We start from the raw sequence: 19,713 nt of genomic DNA on the forward strand, positions 1-19,713 counted from the left end.
TGGCGCCACATCGGCCACCTCGTCGAAACAATCGAGGCAGCCGAATGCAAGAACTACTTCGAAAACGCCGGATACGCTTCCGTCAAAACGTGAAAGGCTCTAGCGCCTGAGCACCCCCCTCTGGCCTGCCGGCCATCTCCCCCGCAAGGGGGGAGATCAGCAGCTTCACCTATCTATCCGCGTCGACAGGATGATCGACGACAAAGTCCGCTCGACTCCGTCCATGGCGCCGATCTGGTCGAGCAGCATGTCGAGGTCGCGGATCGACGGCGCGTCGACGATGACGATCATATCGAAATTGCCGCTGACCGAATGCAGCGTCCTGACCGTCGCCAGGCCGCGCAGGGCGCGCACCACCTTGTCGGCGAGCTTGGGCGTCACGGTGAGCAGCACATGTGCCCGCACCAGCCCCTGCTCGTAGTCCGGCGCCAGCCGCACGCCATAGCCTGATATGATGCCGCGCTGCTCCAGCCGTTCGATCCGGCTCTGTACCGTGGTCCGCGAGACGCCAAGCCGCCGCGCCAGCTCGGCGGTCGAGGCGCGCGCATTCTCGCGCAGCAGGGAAAGCAGGGCTTGTTCGGCGTCACTGAGCATTTCGACGATTCTTCTCGGCAGACTAGCCAATAGATGGTTTCGTTTCGAACAAAACCACGCTTCCATTCGACGGGCAAGCTGCGAATCTGGGCTTACAATCAGTGAGGGATCGGTCATGAAGAAAATTGTCGTTGTCGGCGCCGGAAAGATCGGCTCGACCATTGCCGAGATGCTCGCCGCCATGGGGGATTATCAGGTCACGCTCGTCGACCGCTCGGCAGCACAGCTCGCTTCCGCCGAACTGCCGGCCACGGTCGCGACGCTGGAGCTCGACATCGAGGCATCCGGCACGCTGGAAGCCGCCCTCGCCGGCAAATTCGCGGTGCTCAGCGCCGCTCCCTTCCATCTGACCACCCGCATCGCCGAGGCAGCGGCCAGTGCCGGCGTGCACTATCTCGACCTGACCGAGGATGTCGTCTCGACCCGCCGCGTCAAGGAATTGGCGCGCTCCGGCAGAAACGCCTTCATTCCGCAATGCGGCCTGGCGCCGGGCTTCATCTCGATCGTCGCCAACGATCTCGCCAGCCGATTCGACACGCTCGAAAGCGTGCGCATGCGCGTCGGCGCTTTGCCGCAATACCCGTCCAATGCGTTGAACTACAATCTGACCTGGAGCACCGACGGCGTCATCAACGAATATTGCGAGCCCTGCGAGGCGATCGTCGAGGGCGAACTGGTCGAGGTGCCGCCGCTGGAGGAGCGCGAGGAATTCTCACTCGACGGCGTCACTTACGAAGCCTTCAACACCTCCGGTGGGCTCGGCACGCTGGCCGAGACGCTGAAGGGCAAGGTGCGCACGCTGAACTACCGCACCATCCGCTACCCCGGCCACGCCGCGATCATGAAGGCGCTGCTCAACGACCTTGGCCTGCGCCACCGCCGCGACGTGCTGAAGGACATTTTCGAGAGCGCCCTGCCGGCGACGCTGCAGGATGTGGTCATCGTCTTCGTCACCGTCTCGGGCCGCAAGAACGGCCGCCTGCTGCAGGAGACCTACGCCAACAAGATCTACTCGAAGCGTGTCGGCGACACGGTGCGCAGCGCCATCCAGATCACCACCGCATCCGGCATCTGCGCCGTGCTCGACATGCTGGCCGACGGCAGCCTGCCGGCGACCGGCTTCGTCAAGCAGGAAGACATCGCGCTCGACGCATTCCTAGCCAACCGCTTCGGCCGCGCCTATGCCCAGCACGAGATGGTGAGCCGGCTGGCGAGCTGAAGTTCTTCACCCTCCCCCTTGTGGGGAGGGTCGGCTCGCATGCGTAGCGAAGCGTAGACTGCGAGACGGGGTGGGGTGAGCGCTGACGGTCGGCGAGGACCCCCACCCCGCTCCGCTTCGCGGATCGACCCTCCCCACAAGGGGGAGGGTAAGCATCCTCAAATATGCAGCGCGTGCCCCAGCGCCTTGAGCGCCGCTTCCTGGAACCCTTCGCCCTGCGTCGGATGCGCATGGATCGTGCCGGCAATGTCCTCCAGCCGCGCGCCCATCTCCAGCGCCAGCCCGAATGACGCCGCCAGTTCCGACACACCTTTCCCGACCGCCTGGATGCCAAGCACCAGATGGTTGTCGGCCCGCGCCACCACGCGGACGAAGCCGTCTTCGCCCAGCTTCGTCATCGCCCGGCCATTGGCGGCGAACGGGAACATGCCGATCTTGATCTCGCCGCCCAGAGCCCTGGCCTCTTCCGGTGAAAGACCAGCGGTGACGAGTTCCGGATCGGTGAAGCAAACGGCGGGAATGGCGCGCTTGTCCCAGTTGCGCTTGTGACCGGCGATGATCTCGGCGACCATCTCGCCCTGGGCCATCGCCCGGTGCGCCAGCATCGGCTCACCGGTGACGTCACCGATGGCAAAGATGCCGCGCATCGAGGTGCGGCACTGCTCGTCGATGCGGATGAATTTTCCAGCCATATCAAGGTCGATCTGGTCGAGCCCCCAGCCTTCGGTCACCGGCTTGCGGCCGACCGTCACCAGGATTTTTTCGGCGGCGACCTTGGCGCTCTTGCCGTCGGATGTCTCGATCAGCAGCGCGTCGCCTTTGGTCGACAGCCCCTTGGCCTTTGCACCCAGCATCACCTCGATGCCGAGTGCGTTGAGCCGCTTGACCACCGGCCGGGTGAGTTCCGCATCATATTGCGCCAGCACGCGCGGCAACGCCTCGACCACGGTCACTTTGGCGCCCATTTTGGCGAAGGCCATGCCGAGTTCCAGGCCGATATAGCCGCCACCGACGACCGCGAGTTTTTTCGGCACATCGCTGAGCGCCAACGCCTCCGTGGAGGAAATCACCGGACCGCCAAAGGGCAGGAACGGCAGTTCGACCGGCGTCGAGCCGGTGGCGATGACGATCGCCTCGGCGCGGATGACTTGGCTTCCCGTCTCAGTCTCGACCTCCACAGTCTTGCCGTCGCGAAAGCTCGCCCAGCCATGCACGGTCTTCACGCCTGCCTTCTTGAGCAGGCCGGCGACGCCGCTGTTGAGCCGGCTCACGATGCCGTCCTTCCAGGCGATCGTCTTAGCCAGGTCGAGCGTCGGTGCGGTGAGCGAAATGCCAAGCGGGCTCTTGCCGCCTTCCATGTGCGAGACCCTCTCGAACTCTTCCGCCGCATGGATCAGCGCCTTGGATGGGATGCAGCCGACATTGAGGCAGGTGCCGCCCGGTTTGCCGGCCTCGACGATTACCGTATCGACGCCGAGCTGTCCCGCGCGGATGGCGCAGACATAGCCACCGGGCCCGGCGCCGATAACGAGCAGCTTGCAGGAGATTTCTTTCATGACGGCACGCTCTCTATGGTGACGAAGGCCCCCTCATCCGACCGCTTCGCGGCCACCTTCTCCCCGCTGGGGAGAAGAGACTGGCGCCTGCGCTGACGACCTCCTCTCCCCTCGGGGAGAGGTCGGATTGCCCCGAATTGCCTTTGCAATTCGGCTGGCAATCCGGGTGAGGGGGCCTTTGCGACGGTTCTCATCCCCTCAATCCACGAAAATCAGCGCCGGCGTTTCCAGCAGCGTCTTGATCCGCTGGATGAACACCGCCGCATCCCAGCCGTCGATGACGCGGTGGTCGAAGCTCGACGACAGGTTCATCATCTTGCGCGGGATGAACTGGGTGCCGTCCCACACCGGCCGCACCATCATCTTGTTGACGCCGATGATCGCCACTTCGGGATGATTGATGACCGGTGTCGTCGCCACGCCACCCATGGCGCCGAGCGAGGTGATGGTGATGGTCGAGCCAGACAGCTCGTCGCGTGTCGCCGTGCCGGACTTGGCCGCCTCGGCCAGCCTGATGATTTCTGCGCCGCACTCCCAGATATCGCGCGCCTCGGCATGCCTGACCACAGGCACCACCAGCCCCGACGGCGTCTGCGCGGCAATGCCGATATGGATGCCGCCATGCTGGTGGATGATGCCGGCCTCGTCGTCGAACAGCGAATTGAGGTTGGGCTGGTCCGCTATCGCCTTGACCATCGCCCGCATCAGGAACGGCAGCAGCGTCAGCTTCGGCCGCTCCACGCCACCCTTACCTGGGCGCTTCTCCTTGTTGAGTGCGGCGCGCAATTCCTCCAGCGCGGTGACGTCGATCTCCTCGACATAGGTGATGTGCGGGATGCGCGATTTGGACAGCGTCATCTTCTCGGCGATCTTGCGCCGCAGCCCGACCACCTTGATGTCCTGTATCGTATCGTTGCGGGCGAGACCGGATGTCCTGGCGACCTGCGGGCCGCGCGCCAGGAACGCCTCGATATCCTCATGGCCGATGCGGCCGGCCGGGCCGGATCCCGCAACCTGCCGGAGATCGATGCCGGCCTCTTTTGCCCGCAGACGGACGGCCGGAGAGGCCAACGGTCTTTCGCCTTCGGGACGCGGCGCGCCGGGGGGCGCGGCACCTCGGGACGTCGGCGCAGTACCCCCACCCCTAGCCCCTCCCCACAAGGGGGAGGGGGATCCCGTCTCTGCTATCCGCGCACTCTTCGCAGCAGTTCCCGCTGGAGGCGAAGCGGACTTTGCTTCGTCCTTGGATACCGTGGCGCGTCCCCCTCCCCCTTGTGGGGAGGGGTTAGGGGTGGGGGTACTCTCAGCCGTGACTTTTGCCGGCGTCGCACCACCCGCAACATTGCCCTCGCCTGCCACCTTCAGCCGCACGATGGGCGAGCCGATCGCCACCGTGTCGCCGATCTCGGCGCCCAGCCACAGGATTTCGCCGTCGACAGGCGACGGGATTTCGACCGTCGCCTTGTCGGTCATGACAGCGGCAAGCACGGTGTCCTCGCGCACCATGTCGCCGATCTTGACGTGCCATTCGACGAGCTCGGCTTCGGCGACACCCTCGCCGACATCGGGCAGCTTGATGATGTGTTCGCCCATCTCAGGCCCCCATGGTTTCAAGCAAAGCACGGCCTACCCGGGCGGGACCGGGAAAATAGTCCCATTCCTGCGCATGCGGATAGGGCGTGTCCCAGCCGGCAACGCGAGCGACCGGCGCTTCGAGGTGATAGAAGCAGTTTTCCTGCACCAGGGCCGACAGTTCGGCGCCGAAGCCCGACGTCAGCGTCGCCTCGTGCACGATGACGCAGCGCCCGGTCTTCTTGACCGAGGCGACGATCGTGTCGAGATCGAGCGGCAAAAGGGTCCTGAGATCGATGATCTCGGCATCGATGCCGGTTTCCTCGACCGCGGCCTGCGCGACATAGACCATGGTGCCGTAGGCGAGCACGGTGAGGGCCGAGCCTGCCCGGCGGATCGCCGCCTTGCCGAGCGGCACGGTGTAGTGGCCGTCGGCGACCTCTCCGAGCTCATGTTTCGACCACGGCGTCACCGGCCGGTCGTGATGGCCGTCGAAAGGGCCGTTGTAGAGCCGCTTCGGCTCCAAAAAAATCACCGGATCGGGGTCTTCGATCGCCGCGATGAGTAGCCCTTTGGCGTCATGTGGGTTGGACGGCACCACGGTCTTCAGTCCCGACACATGGGTGAACAGCGCTTCCGGGCTCTGGCTGTGCGTCTGGCCGCCAAAAATGCCGCCGCCGGTCGGCATGCGCACCACGATCGGACAGGTGAAATCGCCGTTGGAGCGGTAACGCAGCCGTGCCGCTTCCTGCGTCAGCTGGTCGTAGGCCGGATACATGTAGTCGGCAAACTGAATCTCCACGCACGGCTTCAGGCCATAGGCGGCCATGCCGATGGCCGAGCCGACAATGCCGGATTCGTTGATCGGCGCATCGAAGCAGCGGCTCTTGCCGTATTTGGCCTGCAGGCCTTGCGTGCAGCGGAATACGCCGCCGAAGAAGCCGACATCTTCGCCGAACACGACGACTTTGTCGTCGCGCCCCATCGACACGTCCATGGCATCGCGAATGGCCTCGATCATGGTCCGTCTCGGCATGGCTCAAACCCCCGCCTGCTGGCGCTGGCGTCTGAGATGCGGCGGCATCTCGGCATAGAGCCCTTCGAACATGTCGCGCGTCGACGGCTTGCCGCCGGCATGCAGCGTGCCGTGGCTTTCCGCTTCCTTCTGCGCCGCGATTACCGTGTCGAGGATTTCCGCCTCGGCCTGCGCGTGCCGCTCGTCCGACCAGACGCCGAGCGCGATGAGATGGTTCTTCAGCCGCACGATCGGATCGCCGAGCGGCCAGGCGTCGGATTCGGTCTTTGGCCGATAGGCCGAGGGGTCGTCCGAGCTCGAATGCGCGCCGGCACGGTAGGTGACATATTCGACCAGCGTCGGCCCGAGATTGCTGCGCGCCCGCTCCGCCGCCCATTTGGCAACCGCATGCACCGCGAGATAGTCGTTGCCGTCGACGCGCAATGACGGGATGCCGAAGCCGAGGCCCCGGGCAGCAAACGTGCCCGAGCCGCCGCGCGCGATGCCTTGAAAGGTCGAGATCGCCCACTGGTTGTTGACGACGTTGAGCACGACCGGCGCCTTATAGGTGGAGGCGAACACCAGCGCCGAATGAAAGTCGGATTCGGCCGTCGAGCCGTCGCCGATCCAGGCGGCTGCGATGCGCGAATCGTTCGATATCGCCGAGGCCATCGCCCAGCCGACCGCCTGGATGTACTGCGTCGCCAGATTGCCGGAGATCGAGAAGAAGCCGTGCTCCTTCGACGAATACATGACCGGCAATTGCCGGCCCTTCAGCGGATCGGCCTCGTTGGAATAGATCTGGTTCATCATCGTGACCATCGGATAGCCGTCGGCGATGAGCAGCCCTGCCTGGCGATAGGTCGGAAAATTCATATCGCCCGGCGCCAGCGCCTTGCGGAAGGCGCAAGCCACCGCCTCTTCGCCCAGATGCTGCATGTAGAACGAGGTCTTGCCCTGCCGCTGCGCCATCTGCATGCGCGCGTCGAAGGCCCGCAGCGTCATCATGTGGCGCAGCCCGGCCAGCAGCTCGTCGCTGGAAAGCAGGCCGGCCCAGGGACCGACGGCCTCGCCATTGCGGTTCAGCACACGGATGATCGAGAAGGCATGATCGCGGATGGTTCGCGGATCGACATCGATCTCGGGGCGCGGCACCGAGCCGGCCTTGGGGATCGGCACATTGGAAAAGTCAGGCGTCCCGCCCGGCCGCACTTCCGGTTCCGGAACGTGGAAACGCAACATCCCAGCATCGGCCATGACGTCTGTCCTCCAATGTTGCCTGGTGCCGATATTTGCATATCTGCGCCGCCAGGCCAGTGCGAATTCGTCGGGGTAGCATGCGGACGTCGGTCCCGGCCGCGCCGGCCGATCCAGCCTCCCCAGCACCAAGATGAAGATATGTCGACGAAATTTCTTGTCGATGTTGGGGGACGGCGCGCAATTAGGGAGAAGGTTGGGCTGGGTTTGCCGGAAGATAAGGTGATTGGCGAAGGCGGCGAAGCGTAATCTCCCTCCTTGAGGGGGAGATGGCCGGCAGGCCAGAGGGGGTCGGTTCGACTGGATGCGACCTCCTTGCGACAGATGAAGGTTAGCGCTCCACGCGCAACGACCCCCTCTGTCGCCTTCGGCGTAATCTCCCCCTCAAGGGGGAGATTACGCGCTCCGCCGCTTTTGCCAATCTTCCACGCTGCGAGAAAATCACGCGCATCATCCTTTGCCCCAATCACCAACCTCCATTCACCCCGCCCCCGCATCATGCTAACCAACCCGCCATGGCACAGAAGAAAGCATACGAGGTCGATGGCTGGCTCGCGAAGCCGGACCAGCGCATCTCCATCGTCCTGCTGTACGGCCCTGACCGCGGCCTCGTCTCCGAGCGGGCGAAGGCCTTTGCCGGCAAGACCGGCCTGCCTCTCGACGATCCCTTCTGCGTGGTCCGGCTGGAGGGTTCGGAGGTCGACCGCGATGAGGGCCGGCTGCTCGACGAAGCGCGCACCGTGCCGATGTTTTCCGACCGGCGGCTGCTGTGGGTGCGCAATGCCAGCGGCCAGAAGGCGCTGGCCGACGACGTCAAGGCGCTGACGGCGGAGCCCGCGCGCGATGCCATCATTCTCATCGAGGCCGGCGACCTCAAGAAGGGTGTCGGCCTGCGCGCCATCGTCGAGGCGGCGGACAATGCCATGGCGCTGCCGTGCTATGCCGATGAGGCGCGCGACATCGACGGCGTCATCGACGCCGAATTGAGCAAGGCCGGCATGTCGATGACCATGGAGGCGAGGCAGGCGCTGCGCCGCAATCTCGGCGGCGACCGGCTGGCCTCGCGCGGCGAGATGGAAAAGCTCGTGCTCTACGCCCATGGCCAGAACGAGATCGGCCTGGAAGAGGTCAAGGCGATGTCGGGTGATGTCTCCGGCGCCTCTTTCGACGACGCGGTCGACGCGCTTCTCGAAGGCAAGATCGGCGACTTCGACACCGCCTTCAGCCGGCATTGCCAGTCCGGCGGCCAGCCCTTCCTGGTGCTGTCCTCGGCAATGCGGCAGTTGCAGCAGATCCAGGTCATGCGCGGCCAGATGGAGTCCGGCAACCGCAACGCCGCCTCGGTCGTCGCCGCCGCTCGCCCGCCGGTGTTTTTTTCGCGGCGCAAGCTGGTCGAGAAGGCGCTGGAGCGCTGGAGCACCGACGCGCTCGGCCGCGCGCTGACGCGGCTGCAGACAGCGGTCCTGCAGACGCGGCGAAGGCCGGATCTTTCCGTCGCGCTGGCAAGGCAGGCGCTGCTTGGTATTGCCGTGGAGAGCAGCCGGCTGGCGCAAAGGTAGGAGATTGGCGATCTCCCCCCTCGTGGGGGAGATGGCTGGCAAGCCAGAGGGGGCGCTGTCCCGCCGACGTCTCTATTGGCTAGAATGCGCCACCTGACAGCTTGTCAGCTATTCGAAAGTGACCAAAGCTGGCGTTCCTTCACGCCCCCTCTGCCCTACCGGCATCTCCCCACAAGTGGCAGGGCTATCGCATATGGAATTCCTGAGATGTCTGCCCGGCACGGACCCCCACCCCTAACCCCTCCCCACAAGGGGAGCCAAACACAGGCGCCGCAAAGAGAAGGGCCGGCTACCGCCAGCCCTTTATGCTCTCAAGCCCGTGCCAACCAGCTCAGCTGGACCTTAAGCCAGGAGTTAATTTGCCGGCTAACTACCGATCCTGCTTCAGCCTGCGGCACAGCTCATCAAGCTGTTCCAGCGACCGGTACGAAACCCGCAGCACGCCGCCTCTGCCCTTGTGATCCACCGACACGATCATGCCGATCGTGTCGGTCAACAGTTTTTCCAGCGCCAGCGTGTCGGCGTCCTTTTCGTCAGGACTTGGCGCCGGCTTGGCTTCCCTGGCGCTGCTGGTGCCGGCCGGCATCTGCGCCAGCGCTTCGGCCTGGCGCACCGAAAGGCCCTCTTCGACGATGCGCTTGGCAAGGCCGGCCGGATCTTCCGCCGTCACCAGCGTGCGGGCATGGCCGGCAGACAGAGCGCCGTCGACCAGCATGTCGCGGATCACGTCCGGCAGCTTCAAGAGCCTGAGCGTGTTGGCGACATGGCTGCGGCTCTTGCCGATCACCTGGCCGAGATCGGCCTGGGTGTAGCCGTGCTCGTCGATCAGTTGCTGATAACCAAGCGCCTCCTCGACCGCATTGAGATCGGTGCGCTGGACGTTCTCGATAATCGCCAGTTCGAGCGCGGTGCGGTCGTTGACCTCGCGGATGATGACCGGGATCTCGGACAGCCCGGCGCGCTGCGCCGCGCGCCAGCGCCGCTCGCCGGCGATGATTTCGTAGCGGCCGGCCTGTGTCGGCGAAGGCCGCGCCACCACCGGCTGGACGACGCCGTGTTCGCGGATCGACTGGGCAAGATCGGTCAGCTCGGCGTCGCCGAAATGCCGGCGCGGATTTTTCGGATTGGGGGTCAGGAACTCGATCGGCACCTTGCCGTCGGCGCTCATGCCGGGCTTCTCAGGCGCTGCGGGGCGATCGATCTCGCCGATAAGCGCAGCCAGTCCACGCCCCAGTCTCTTTCTTGAAAGGTCTTCGCTCATCTTTATTCCAGTTGGCTATTCCAAATCGTTTCGGTATCGAATCGGCTTTTAGCTATGCATCCGGCCTAATCAAGCGGCGCGTAACTTGCGCTCGCGGCGGATCACTTCCGACGCCAGTTGCAGATAGGCCTGGCTGCCGGAGCACTTCAAATCATAGAGGATCGCCGGCTTGCCGTAGGACGGCGCCTCGGACACCCGCACATTGCGCGGAATGACGGTCTCGTAGACCTTGTCGCCCATATGCGCCCGCACATCCTGCACCACCTGGTTGGCGAGATTGTTGCGGCCGTCATACATGGTCAGCACGATGCCCTGGATGGTGAGATCCGGATTGATCGAGCGGCGCACCTGCTCGACCGTCTCCAGCAACTGGCTGAGACCTTCGAGCGCGAAAAACTCGCATTGCAGCGGTACAAGAACAGAATCGGCCGCGGCCATTGAATTCAAAGTCAAAAGGTTGAGCGATGGTGGGCAGTCGATCAGCACATAGCCGAATGGTGCGCCGCGCTCGGTCGCAGCGCGCAGCGCATTGCGCAGCTTGAGCACCCGGTCGGGCGCGGAGGCGATCTCCATTTCGATGCCGAGCAGGTCGAGCGTCGACGGCACGATCGACAGGCCGGGCACGGCTGTGGGGATGGCCGCGGCCTCCAGCTCAAGCTCGCCGGTCAGCACGTCATAGGAGGACACCGTGCGGTCCTTGCGATCGATGCCGAGGCCGGTGCTGGCATTTCCCTGCGGATCGAGATCGACGATCAGCACCTTTTCGCCGATCGCGGCCAGCGCGGTCGCCAGATTGATGGCGGTCGTTGTCTTGCCGACACCGCCCTTCTGGTTGGCTACGGTGATGATTCGGGGGCCATTCTTCATCATGGGTCTATGCCAGAAGTTCATTTTGGGATCGCCAAAGCGTCTGACACGTCGCGGATCAGACAGGTCGCAGGTTGGACAGTTCAAGGATGACCCCATGCGGGTCGGTCACACTTGGATGTTCTACCAGATCGAAGGACCATCGGTGAACGCTTTCTTCCACTTCGGCGCGGTAATCCCGGCCTTTGTGGAACAGGCCGCGCGCGCCTGACGTCAGCCATGGCGCCGACAGGTCCAGCAAGGTCGAAAGCGACGCCAAAGCCCGCGCCGTGACAACTTGCGGTGTCGAAACAAGCGCATGGCTGTCATCGATGCGGCGCGCCACGACTCGCGCCGGCAGCCTGAACTGCCCGACGACGGTCTGCAGGAAGGACGCCTTTTTGCGATTGCTTTCAACCAGGTCGATGCTGGCGCCGTCGCGCTCGGCAAGCAGGAAAGCCATGACAAGGCCCGGAAATCCGCCGCCCGAGCCGAGATCCACCCAGCGCGTGGCAACCGGTTCTATGCGTCCGAGTTGGGCGCTGTCCAGGATATGGCGCTGCCAGACATCGCCCGACGTCGATTGCGCCACCAGATTGATGCTGCGATTCCATTTCTGGAACATCTGCTCGAAGGCCACCAGCCGATCGAATGTTTCACGTGAAACCGGGCCTGCCGCGTCCTGCAGGCTCTCTAGGGAAATAGAACTCACGCAACTTCCTTTTGTGGGCGCTGGGTGCTTTCCGCGTGACGGACATGCGCGACGATGATCGCCAGCGCCGCCGGCGTCATGCCTTCCATGCGCTGGGCATCAGCGATGGAGCGCGGCCGCCGCGCCTGCATCTTCTGCTTCAGCTCGTTCGACAGACCCGGCACTCCGGCGAAATCGACCGTCTCGGGGATAAGCCGGCTCTCCTCATGCCGGATTTGCGCCACGTCAGTTTTCTGACGATCCAGATAGACAGAATACTTCGCTTCCGTCTCGAGGCGCTCCGCCGTCTTGCCGTCGATCGCCGCAAAGCGCGGATCGACGCCGGCCAGCCAAGCGACATCGACGTCAGGATAGGACAGCAATTCATAGCCGGACCGGCGCACGCCATCCCGGTTGATGTCCAGCCCGTGTCGCGCCGCCTCGTTCGGCGTCAGGGCGAGCGACTTCGCCAAGTCCCGCGCCTCATCCAGGCTTTGCATGACCTGCCCGTAGCGTTGCATGCGCTGTGCCGAAGCGATGCCCAGCTTCGCAGCCAGAGGCGTCAGTCGTTCATCCGCATTGTCGGCACGCAGCGACAGCCGGAATTCGGCCCGAGAGGTGAACATCCGGTAGGGTTCGCTGATGCCGCGGCTGGTCAGGTCGTCGACCATCACCCCAATATAGGCTTCGGTGCGGCTGAGCACGATCTGCTCGCTCCCCGCCGCCCGCCGCGCCGCATTGAGGCCTGCGAGCAAGCCTTGCCCGGCTGCTTCCTCATAGCCGGTCGTGCCGTTGATCTGCCCGGCGAGGAAAAGACCACTGATGCGCTTCGTCTCCAGCGTCTGATGCAGTTCGCGCGGATCGACGTGATCATACTCGATGGCATAGCCGGGCTGCAGCATGGTTGCGCGCTCCAGCCCTGGGATGGTTTTCAATATATCGAGCTGTACGTCTTCGGGCAGCGAGGTCGAAATACCATTGGGATAAACGGTATCATCGTCCAGCCCTTCCGGCTCCAGAAAGATCTGGTGCCCGTCCCTGTCGCCGAACTTGACGATCTTGTCCTCGATCGACGGGCAGTAGCGCGGTCCGACACCTTCGATCGAGCCGGAATACATGGCGGAGCGGCCGAGATTGGCGCGGATCAGCTCATGCGTGGCCGTCATCGTGCGGGTGATGCCGCACTCGATCTGCGGCGTGGTGATGCGGTCGGTCATCAGCGAGAACGGCACAGGATTCTCATCCGCCGCCTGGCTTTCCAGCGACGCCCAGTCGATGGTCCGGCCGTCGAGCCGCGGCGGCGTGCCGGTCTTCAGCCGACCGAGCTTGAAGCCGGCGCGGTCCATCGTCGCCGACAGACCAAGACTGGCCTGTTCGTTCATGCGGCCGGCAACAATCTTCTTCTCGCCGATATGGATAAGTCCGCGCAGGAAAGTTCCGGTCGTCAAAACGACAGCGCCACAGGCAAGCCGCCTTCCATCGGCCAGGAGAACGGCCACGATCTGCCCATCGTCGATTTCGAAGTCCAGAACCTCGCCTTCGACCACGTCGAGATCTTTCTGCTGCCGAATCGCTTCCTGCATGGCGAGGCGATAGAGCTTTCGGTCGGCCTGCGTGCGCGGCCCGCGTACTGCTGGGCCCTTGCGGCGGTTGAGCAGGCGGAACTGGATACCGGCAGTATCCGCCACCCGCCCCATCAAGCCGTCCATGGCATCGATCTCGCGGACCAGGTGACCCTTGCCGAGCCCGCCGATCGCCGGATTGCACGACATGACCCCGATCGTGTCGAAACGCAGCGTCACCAAAGCGGTCTTCGCACCGGCGCGCGCTGCAGCGCTGGCCGCCTCGCACCCGGCGTGGCCACCGCCCACCACAACCACATCATAGTGATTGGTCATTTCCAAACGTCCTAGACTCAAATGAATCAGGGACACATGTCCCCGTGAGGCTTTGCTGTCAAGAAAACTCCGCGGGTCGTTTCACGTGAAACAACCTTGCGGGCTGTCAGCCCCATGTTTCACGTGAGTCACCAAGGCTGCCTGACGCGTTTCACGTGAGTCACACAGGCAGCGCAGCGCGGTGGCCCAGACGAAGCCTCCCCGCCTTCGTCATCCACGGGCGGAGCGTCCGCGAATCGGCGTCGCGGAGACCCGAGGATCCATGCCGTGACCTTGGCCAAAGGGTACAGCGGAGCAGAATTCTGCATCGTGGCCGCTGCTTTGATGTCGCGGCATGGATCCTCGGGTCTGCGCTGCGTCGCTGCGCTCCTTGCTTCGCCCGTGGATGACGAAGCGATACACCGCACTGTTTCACGTGAGTCATTTCCCAATACAGAACTGTGAGAAAATCACATCCAGCATCTCCTCGACGTCGATGGCGCCGACAATACGGCCCAGGCGATCCGCGGCAAGCCGCAACTCTTCGGCGCGCAATTCCTGCCCGACAGTCTGGCCGTCGGTTGCACGAAGCAGGTGCCTATTCGCTGCGCCAAGCAATTCGACGTGGCGCAGGCGCGATGGCAAAACATCACCGACGCTGCCGGCTGCTTCGGCAGCTCGCCGGCCGATTTCCGCCAGCAGTCTCTCCACGCCCGTCCCGTTTTTTACCGAAATGACAAGGTTGTAGTCTTCCATCGCCCCGCTCGCCGCGCGGTCTTCCAGCAGATCGCGCTTGGTGCCAACGCGCAAGGTCGGCGCCGCGGTCGGCAATGAACGAATATCCCCAGGATTCGTAACATCCTGCAGCAACAGCAAGAGATCGGCGCCATGCGCCTTGGCCCTCGCCTTCTCGATGCCGATCGCCTCGACCTTCCCCGGCGCATCGCGCAGCCCGGCCGTATCGGTAAGCCGGACCCGCAGCCCCTGGAGATCAAGTGTCACTTCAAGCAGATCCCGCGTCGTGCCGGGTTCATCCGTTACTATAGCGGCATCCCGCCGGGCCAGGGCATTGAACAGACTCGACTTACCGGCGTTGGGCGCGCCAAGGATCACGACCTCGAAGCCGTCGCGAATGATCTCGGCGGCGCGAAACCCGGCGATGTGGCGATCGATCTCGCCGATCATCGTCCTGACATCGGACCAGACCGTATCCGAAACGGAACCGGGGACATCGTCCTCATCGGCGAAATCGATTTCCGCCTCGATCATGGCGCGGGCATGGATCAGTCTGCGGCGCCAGCCGAGATAGAGTTCGCTCTGAACGCCTTCGGCATTTTGAACGGCAAAACGCCGCTGCGCCTCGGTCTCGGCGTTGACGAGATCCGCCAATGCCTCGGTCTCGACAAGGTCGACCTTGCCGTTGAGAAAGGCCCGGCGCGTGAATTCGCCGGGTTCCGCGTGCCTGACGCCGTCAAGGCCTGCGATCGTCTCCAGCATTTTTGCCACAACGGCACGACCGCCGTGAACATGGAATTCCGCAACGTCCTCGCCGGTGAAACTGGCCGGACCGCGAAAGAAAACGACCAGGCCGGTGTCGAGCACGGTCCCGTCGGGTGCCCTGAATCGGCGCAGAACTGCCGAGCGGTCCTTAACCATGCTGCCGGCAATCGTTTCGACCACGAATCGAGTCTGCGGGCCGGAAATGCGGATGACGCCAACCCCGGCCGGAAGCCGGCCGCTCGACAGCGCTACGATGGAACCGCCTGAAATCATTTGCCCGCTCTACCGAACCGCCCTAGCTTTACGCCTATCCGACCCATCCGAGTTTGCCCATCGTGACGTTGCCCGCGCAAAACCTGCTCGCTGAAGAAGCAAGCCCCTATCTGCAGCAGCACAGCGGCAATCCCGTGCACTGGCGCGCCTGGTCGCCGGCTTCGCTCGAGGAGGCGAAGGCGCTGGACAGGCCGATCCTGCTCTCGGTCGGCTATGCCGCCTGCCACTGGTGCCACGTCATGGCGCATGAAAGCTTCGAGAACGATGGTGTCGCCGCCGTCATGAACCGTCTGTTCGTCAATATCAAGGTCGACCGCGAGGAGCGTCCCGACATCGACCAGATCTATATGGCTGCACTCTCCGCCATGGGCGAGCAAGGCGGCTGGCCGCTGACCATGTTCCTGACGCCGGACGGCAAGCCGTTCTGGGGCGGCACCTATTTTCCGCGCGAGCCACGCTATGGCCGCCCCGGTTTCATCCAGGTGATGGAGGCGGTGGACAAGGCCTGGCGCGAGAAGCGGGCGAGCCTCAACCAGAGTGCCGACGGCCTGACCTTACATGTCGAGGCGCGGCTTGCCGGCTCGCATGCGAAAACAGGGCTCGATCGCGGCACGCTGGCTGAGCTTGCCAAGGGCATAGACGGCATGATCGACCGCGATCTCGGCGGCTTAAGCGGCGCGCCGAAATTCCCCATTGCGCCGTTCATGCAAACGCTGTGGCTGTCCTGGCTGCGCGACGGCAACGCCAGCCACCGCGACGACGTCCTACTCAGTCTTGAGCAGATGGTGAGCGGCGGCATCTACGACCATATCGGCGGCGGGCTCAGCCGTTACTCGACCGACGCCGAATGGCTGGTGCCGCATTTCGAAAAGATGCTTTACGACAATGCCCAGCTGATCCGCTTCTGCAACTGGGCCTATGCCGCAAGCGGCAACGAGTTGTTCCGGGTCCGAATCGAAGAGACGATCGACTGGCTGCTGCGCGAAATGCGCGTCGACGGCGGCGCATTTGCCGCCAGTCTCGACGCCGACAGCGACGGCGAGGAAGGGCTGTTCTACACTTGGAGCAAAGACGAGGTCGAGGCCGCACTCGGTGACGATTCCGCCTTGTTTGTCAATCACTTCACGCTCTCCAGCCCGCATGGCTGGGAAGGCAAGCCGGTTGTTCACCAAACCCTGTCCCAGCAATCGCAATATGTGATCGATCGCGAAGAGATCAGCCCGCTCAAGGGGAAACTCCTTGCAGTCCGGGAAGAGCGGGTCAGGCCCGGCCTTGACGCAAAGACCCTCACCGACTGGAACGGCCAGATGATCGCGGCGATTGCAGAAGCCGGCCGGTCGCTGGCGCGGCCTGACTGGATCGATGCGGCGGCAAAAGCCTTTGCCCATATCCGCGCTGCCAGCCGCGACGGCCGCTTGCCGCATTCGATGCTCGGCGCCAGAAAACTGTTTCCTGCTTTGTCCAGCGACTATGCCGCCATGACCAACGCAGCCATCTCGCTGTTCGAGGCCACTGGGGATTGGAGCTATGTCGACCAGGCCGGCCAGTTTGTCGAGCAGCTCGACCATTGGCACGCCGATACCGAAAAGGCAGGTTATTACCTGACTGCCTCGGACAGCACCGACGTGCCGATCCGCATCCGCGGCGATGTCGACGAGGCCATTCCGTCCGCCACCGGCCAAATCATCGAAGCACTGGTCCGGCTCGCCTCCGTCACCGGCGATCTCGAGCTGCACGAGAAAGCCTGGGAGGTCGCCGAACATGCCGCCGGCCGTGCCGCAAACCAAGCCTATGGCCAGGCCGGCATCGTCAACGCCTGCGCGCTGGCGATCGAGCCGCTCAAACTGGTCATCGTCGATACGCTGGGCGATCCAAAGCTCGTTCCGGTTGCGAATCAAAACCCGGATCCAAGGCGGGTGGACATCATCGTGCCGATCGGTACGGATACGAATCGACCCTTGCTACCCGGCGGGATGCTGCCGCCGACCGATAAAGCGGGCGCCTGGCTCTGCACCGGCCAGGTTTGTCTTCCCGCCGTCACGGGTCCCGAAGAGCTGGAACGCCTTCTCAACCACCAATAGGTCAGGCGCCTTGCGCCGGCTCGGAGAACGCCTCGGTCGAAGAACCAGCCGGCCGGCGCTTGAACAGCAAATCCTTGGCGGCGATCACCGCACCGATGGTGATCAGCACGCAGGCGAGCGCCACCGACCAGTGAAACACACCAAAGCCTGCCAGCAACAGCACGATGACCGACAACAGCGGCGCGGCGTAGGACAGGGCGCCAAGGATCATGATGTCACCGTGCTTGCAGCCAAAATCCCAGGCGTAGAAGCCGGCTCCCAGAGGAATCGTGCCCAGAATGACGATAGCCGTCCACTGCGTCGGCGTCTGCGGCCAGACCGTGGTCTCAAGCATCAGGTGCAGCGAGAAAGCGACCGCCGCCGTGATGAAGCAATAACCGGCCACGACATCCGTCGGCACCTGGCCGAAGCGGCGTGACAGGACGGAATAGCCAGCCCAGATGAAGGCGCAGAAGAGCGCGATGACATGGCCCTTCATCACCCCATTGGCTAGGCCGACATTGCCGCCCTTGGTGATCACCACGATGGCGCCGGCAAGCCCGAGAACGACGCCCACGACGTGGTGAGCCTTCAGCCTCTCACCGGGCAGGAAAGCTGCAAAGACGACGATCAGCAATGGCCAGAGATAGGCGATCAGGCTGACCTCGACCGGCGGCGCCGACTGGATCGCAAAGAAATAGGCGCAGTGGTAGATGCACAGTCCCGCCGTGCCTATCGCCCAGACCGGCCATGGCTGCCGCAGCGACCGGATCGCGCCTGGGCGGAAAATCCAGCTGCCGGCGCCGACCAGCCCTCCGAGCAGGAAGGTCATGGCTGCCAGCTGAAACGGCGGGATCGAGCCCGCAGCGGTCGACAGCAGCGCCAGGAAGGACCAGGTCAGGATGGCCGAAAAGCCGATCAGGGTCGGGATTGTCTTCTTCACGTCGCTGCTTCCAGTTTGCAGACACGAGCTTTGCATGAACGCGAAATCGTCTGCCGCCACATACAGCCGCCCGATATCGGGAAAGCGACTTGCCGCCGGACAATGAAAAACCCCATCCCGGTTTCGCGGAATGGGGCTTCAATACACAGACCGGAAGATTTCGGCCTGACCTTTACGTGTTCATCGAATCGAAGAAATCCGCATTGGTCTTGGTCTGCTTGAGCTTATCGATCAGGAACTCGATCGCGTCGGTGGTTCCCATCGGCGCCAGGATGCGGCGCAGCACAAAAATCTTCTGCAGATCCTGCTTGGAAACCAGCAGGTCTTCCTTGCGGGTGCCGGACTTCAAGATGTCCATGGCCGGATAGATGCGCTTGTCGGCCACCTTGCGGTCGAGCTGGATTTCGCAGTTGCCGGTGCCCTTGAACTCTTCGAAGATGACTTCGTCCATGCGGCTGCCGGTATCGATCAGCGCGGTGGCGATGATGGTCAGCGAGCCGCCTTCCTCGATGTTGCGGGCGGCGCCGAAGAAGCGCTTCGGCCGCTGCAGGGCGTTGGCGTCGACACCACCGGTCAGCACCTTGCCGGATGACGGCACGACGGTGTTGTAGGCGCGGCCGAGGCGGGTGATCGAATCGAGCAGGATGACGACATCGCGGCCATGTTCGACCAGGCGCTTGGCCTTCTCGATGACCATTTCGGCGACCTGCACGTGGCGCACGGCCGGCTCGTCGAAGGTCGAGGAGATCACCTCGCCCTTCACCGAGCGCTGCATGTCGGTCACTTCTTCCGGCCGCTCGTCTATCAGAAGCACGATCAGATAGCATTCCGGATGGTTGGCGGTGATCGAGTGGGCGATGTTCTGCATCAGAACCGTCTTGCCGGTACGCGGCTGCGCGTTGATCAAAGCGCGCTGTCCCTTGCCGATCGGCGCTACCAGGTCGATCACACGGGCCGAGATGTCCTTGGTGGTCACATTCTCGATCTCCATCTTCAGCCGCTTGGTCGGATAGAGCGGCGTCAGATTGTCGAAGTGGATCTTGTGACGGATCTTCTCGGGATCGTCGAAATTGATGGTGTTGACCTTGAGCAGCGCGAAATAGCGCTCGCCCTCTTTCGGGCTGCGGATCGGCCCTTCGACCGTATCGCCGGTCTTCAGCGAAAAGCGCCGGATCTGCGACGGCGAAATATAGATGTCGTCGGGACCTGGCAGATAATTGGCGTTGGCGGAGCGCAGGAAGCCGAAACCGTCCTGCAGCACCTCGACCACGCCATCACCGATGATCTCGATCTCCTGGGCGGCCAGCTTCTTCAGGATCGCAAACATCAGCTCCTGCTTGCGCATGACGCTGGCGTTTTCGACCTCGAGCGACTCGGCATAAGCGATCAGCTCTGGCGGTTTCTTGTTCTTGAACTCGGCGAGTTTCATTTCTTGCATAGACGGACCTTGAATAGATGGAGTCTGGGTAGGCTTTGGGAAAATATCGGCG

General features: G+C 63.6%; 15 protein-coding genes. 3 read left to right on the forward strand and 12 right to left on the reverse strand.

From position 1 onward, the window contains the following. Positions 1 to 165: 165 nt before the first annotated feature. Positions 166 to 594 (reverse strand): Lrp/AsnC family transcriptional regulator, encoded by a 429-nt coding sequence (locus tag NKK51_RS29405; protein WP_023813397.1) that lies wholly within the window; start codon positions 592 to 594, stop codon positions 166 to 168. Positions 595 to 709: 115 nt separating this feature from the next. On the opposite strand from NKK51_RS29405, the gene NKK51_RS29410 reads away from it, so the two are divergent. After that, positions 710 to 1,813 (forward strand): saccharopine dehydrogenase family protein, encoded by a 1,104-nt coding sequence (locus tag NKK51_RS29410; RefSeq protein ID WP_352555676.1) that lies wholly within the window; start codon positions 710 to 712, stop codon positions 1,811 to 1,813. Positions 1,814 to 1,971: 158 nt separating this feature from the next. On the opposite strand, the gene lpdA is transcribed toward NKK51_RS29410, so the two are convergent. From lpdA to NKK51_RS29430, 4 genes are all read right to left on the reverse strand, one after another. After that, positions 1,972 to 3,369, reverse strand: coding sequence for a dihydrolipoyl dehydrogenase (gene lpdA / locus NKK51_RS29415; protein ID WP_023813399.1), 1,398 nt, complete (start codon positions 3,367 to 3,369; stop codon positions 1,972 to 1,974). 198 nt (positions 3,370 to 3,567) lie between these two features. Then, positions 3,568 to 4,962, reverse strand: coding sequence for a dihydrolipoamide acetyltransferase family protein (locus tag NKK51_RS29420; protein WP_352555678.1), 1,395 nt, complete (start codon positions 4,960 to 4,962; stop codon positions 3,568 to 3,570). Between the two features lies 1 nt (position 4,963). Further along, entirely contained in the window at positions 4,964 to 5,977 is a 1,014-nt protein-coding gene (locus NKK51_RS29425) for an alpha-ketoacid dehydrogenase subunit beta (RefSeq protein ID WP_027162844.1), read from the reverse strand. Positions 5,978 to 5,980: 3 nt separating this feature from the next. After that, positions 5,981 to 7,213 (reverse strand): 3-methyl-2-oxobutanoate dehydrogenase (2-methylpropanoyl-transferring) subunit alpha, encoded by a 1,233-nt coding sequence (locus NKK51_RS29430; protein ID WP_128305948.1) that lies wholly within the window; start codon positions 7,211 to 7,213, stop codon positions 5,981 to 5,983. Positions 7,214 to 7,728: 515 nt separating this feature from the next. Here NKK51_RS29430 and holA point away from each other — a divergent pair. Continuing rightward, positions 7,729 to 8,772, forward strand: a complete 1,044-nt coding sequence (holA, locus tag NKK51_RS29435) for a DNA polymerase III subunit delta (protein WP_352555680.1) — start codon at positions 7,729 to 7,731, stop codon at positions 8,770 to 8,772. Between the two features lie 370 nt (positions 8,773 to 9,142). On the opposite strand, the gene NKK51_RS29440 is transcribed toward holA, so the two are convergent. From NKK51_RS29440 to mnmE, 5 genes are all read right to left on the reverse strand, one after another. Beyond that, a complete protein-coding gene (locus NKK51_RS29440) occupies positions 9,143 to 10,033 on the reverse strand; it encodes a ParB/RepB/Spo0J family partition protein (protein ID WP_352555682.1) in 891 nt (296 codons plus the stop codon). Between the two features lie 69 nt (positions 10,034 to 10,102). Next, on the reverse strand, positions 10,103 to 10,903 hold the full coding sequence (locus NKK51_RS29445; protein ID WP_013528736.1) for a ParA family protein: 801 nt from the start codon (positions 10,901 to 10,903) through the stop codon (positions 10,103 to 10,105). A 55-nt stretch (positions 10,904 to 10,958) separates the two neighbouring features. After that, positions 10,959 to 11,591 (reverse strand): 16S rRNA (guanine(527)-N(7))-methyltransferase RsmG, encoded by a 633-nt coding sequence (rsmG, locus tag NKK51_RS29450; RefSeq protein ID WP_031213658.1) that lies wholly within the window; start codon positions 11,589 to 11,591, stop codon positions 10,959 to 10,961. After that, positions 11,588 to 13,468 carry a tRNA uridine-5-carboxymethylaminomethyl(34) synthesis enzyme MnmG gene (mnmG, locus tag NKK51_RS29455; RefSeq protein ID WP_352555684.1) on the reverse strand — a complete coding sequence of 627 codons (1,881 nt, stop codon included), beginning with the start codon at positions 13,466 to 13,468 and terminating at the stop codon, positions 11,588 to 11,590. The genes rsmG and mnmG overlap by 4 nt, the downstream gene beginning before the upstream one ends. A gap of 420 nt (positions 13,469 to 13,888) precedes the next feature. Further along, complete coding sequence (gene mnmE / locus NKK51_RS29460) at positions 13,889 to 15,220, reverse strand: tRNA uridine-5-carboxymethylaminomethyl(34) synthesis GTPase MnmE (RefSeq protein WP_352555686.1); 1,332 nt, start codon at positions 15,218 to 15,220, stop codon at positions 13,889 to 13,891. A 62-nt stretch (positions 15,221 to 15,282) separates the two neighbouring features. Between mnmE and NKK51_RS29465 the strand changes: the two genes are divergently transcribed. Beyond that, positions 15,283 to 17,301, forward strand: coding sequence for a thioredoxin domain-containing protein (locus NKK51_RS29465; protein WP_352555688.1), 2,019 nt, complete (start codon positions 15,283 to 15,285; stop codon positions 17,299 to 17,301). A 1-nt stretch (position 17,302) separates the two neighbouring features. Here the strand turns inward: NKK51_RS29465 and yddG are convergent, their stop codons facing one another. After that, positions 17,303 to 18,223 (reverse strand): aromatic amino acid exporter YddG, encoded by a 921-nt coding sequence (gene yddG, locus NKK51_RS29470; RefSeq protein ID WP_352555689.1) that lies wholly within the window; start codon positions 18,221 to 18,223, stop codon positions 17,303 to 17,305. A gap of 172 nt (positions 18,224 to 18,395) precedes the next feature. Beyond that, a complete protein-coding gene (gene rho / locus NKK51_RS29475; RefSeq protein WP_013528732.1) occupies positions 18,396 to 19,661 on the reverse strand; it encodes a transcription termination factor Rho in 1,266 nt (421 codons plus the stop codon). Positions 19,662 to 19,713 lie beyond the last annotated feature (52 nt).

It is taken from the genome of Mesorhizobium sp. M0011, from assembly GCF_040324155.1.
Lineage (GTDB): Bacteria > Pseudomonadota > Alphaproteobacteria > Rhizobiales > Rhizobiaceae > Mesorhizobium.

Coding starts and splice junctions, on each gene's coding strand:
- NKK51_RS29405 (WP_023813397.1), bottom strand. CDS start 594: ATGCTCAGTGACGCCGAACAAGCCCTGCTTTCCCTGCTGCGCGAGAAT.
- NKK51_RS29410 (WP_352555676.1), top strand. CDS start 710: ATGAAGAAAATTGTCGTTGTCGGCGCCGGAAAGATCGGCTCGACCATT.
- lpdA (WP_023813399.1), bottom strand. CDS start 3,369: ATGAAAGAAATCTCCTGCAAGCTGCTCGTTATCGGCGCCGGGCCCGGT.
- NKK51_RS29420 (WP_352555678.1), bottom strand. CDS start 4,962: ATGGGCGAACACATCATCAAGCTGCCCGATGTCGGCGAGGGTGTCGCC.
- NKK51_RS29425 (WP_027162844.1), bottom strand. CDS start 5,977: ATGCCGAGACGGACCATGATCGAGGCCATTCGCGATGCCATGGACGTG.
- NKK51_RS29430 (WP_128305948.1), bottom strand. CDS start 7,213: ATGGCCGATGCTGGGATGTTGCGTTTCCACGTTCCGGAACCGGAAGTG.
- holA (WP_352555680.1), top strand. CDS start 7,729: ATGGCACAGAAGAAAGCATACGAGGTCGATGGCTGGCTCGCGAAGCCG.
- NKK51_RS29440 (WP_352555682.1), bottom strand. CDS start 10,033: ATGAGCGAAGACCTTTCAAGAAAGAGACTGGGGCGTGGACTGGCTGCG.
- NKK51_RS29445 (WP_013528736.1), bottom strand. CDS start 10,903: ATGATGAAGAATGGCCCCCGAATCATCACCGTAGCCAACCAGAAGGGC.
- mnmG (WP_352555684.1), bottom strand. CDS start 13,468: ATGACCAATCACTATGATGTGGTTGTGGTGGGCGGTGGCCACGCCGGG.
- mnmE (WP_352555686.1), bottom strand. CDS start 15,220: ATGATTTCAGGCGGTTCCATCGTAGCGCTGTCGAGCGGCCGGCTTCCG.
- rho (WP_013528732.1), bottom strand. CDS start 19,661: ATGCAAGAAATGAAACTCGCCGAGTTCAAGAACAAGAAACCGCCAGAG.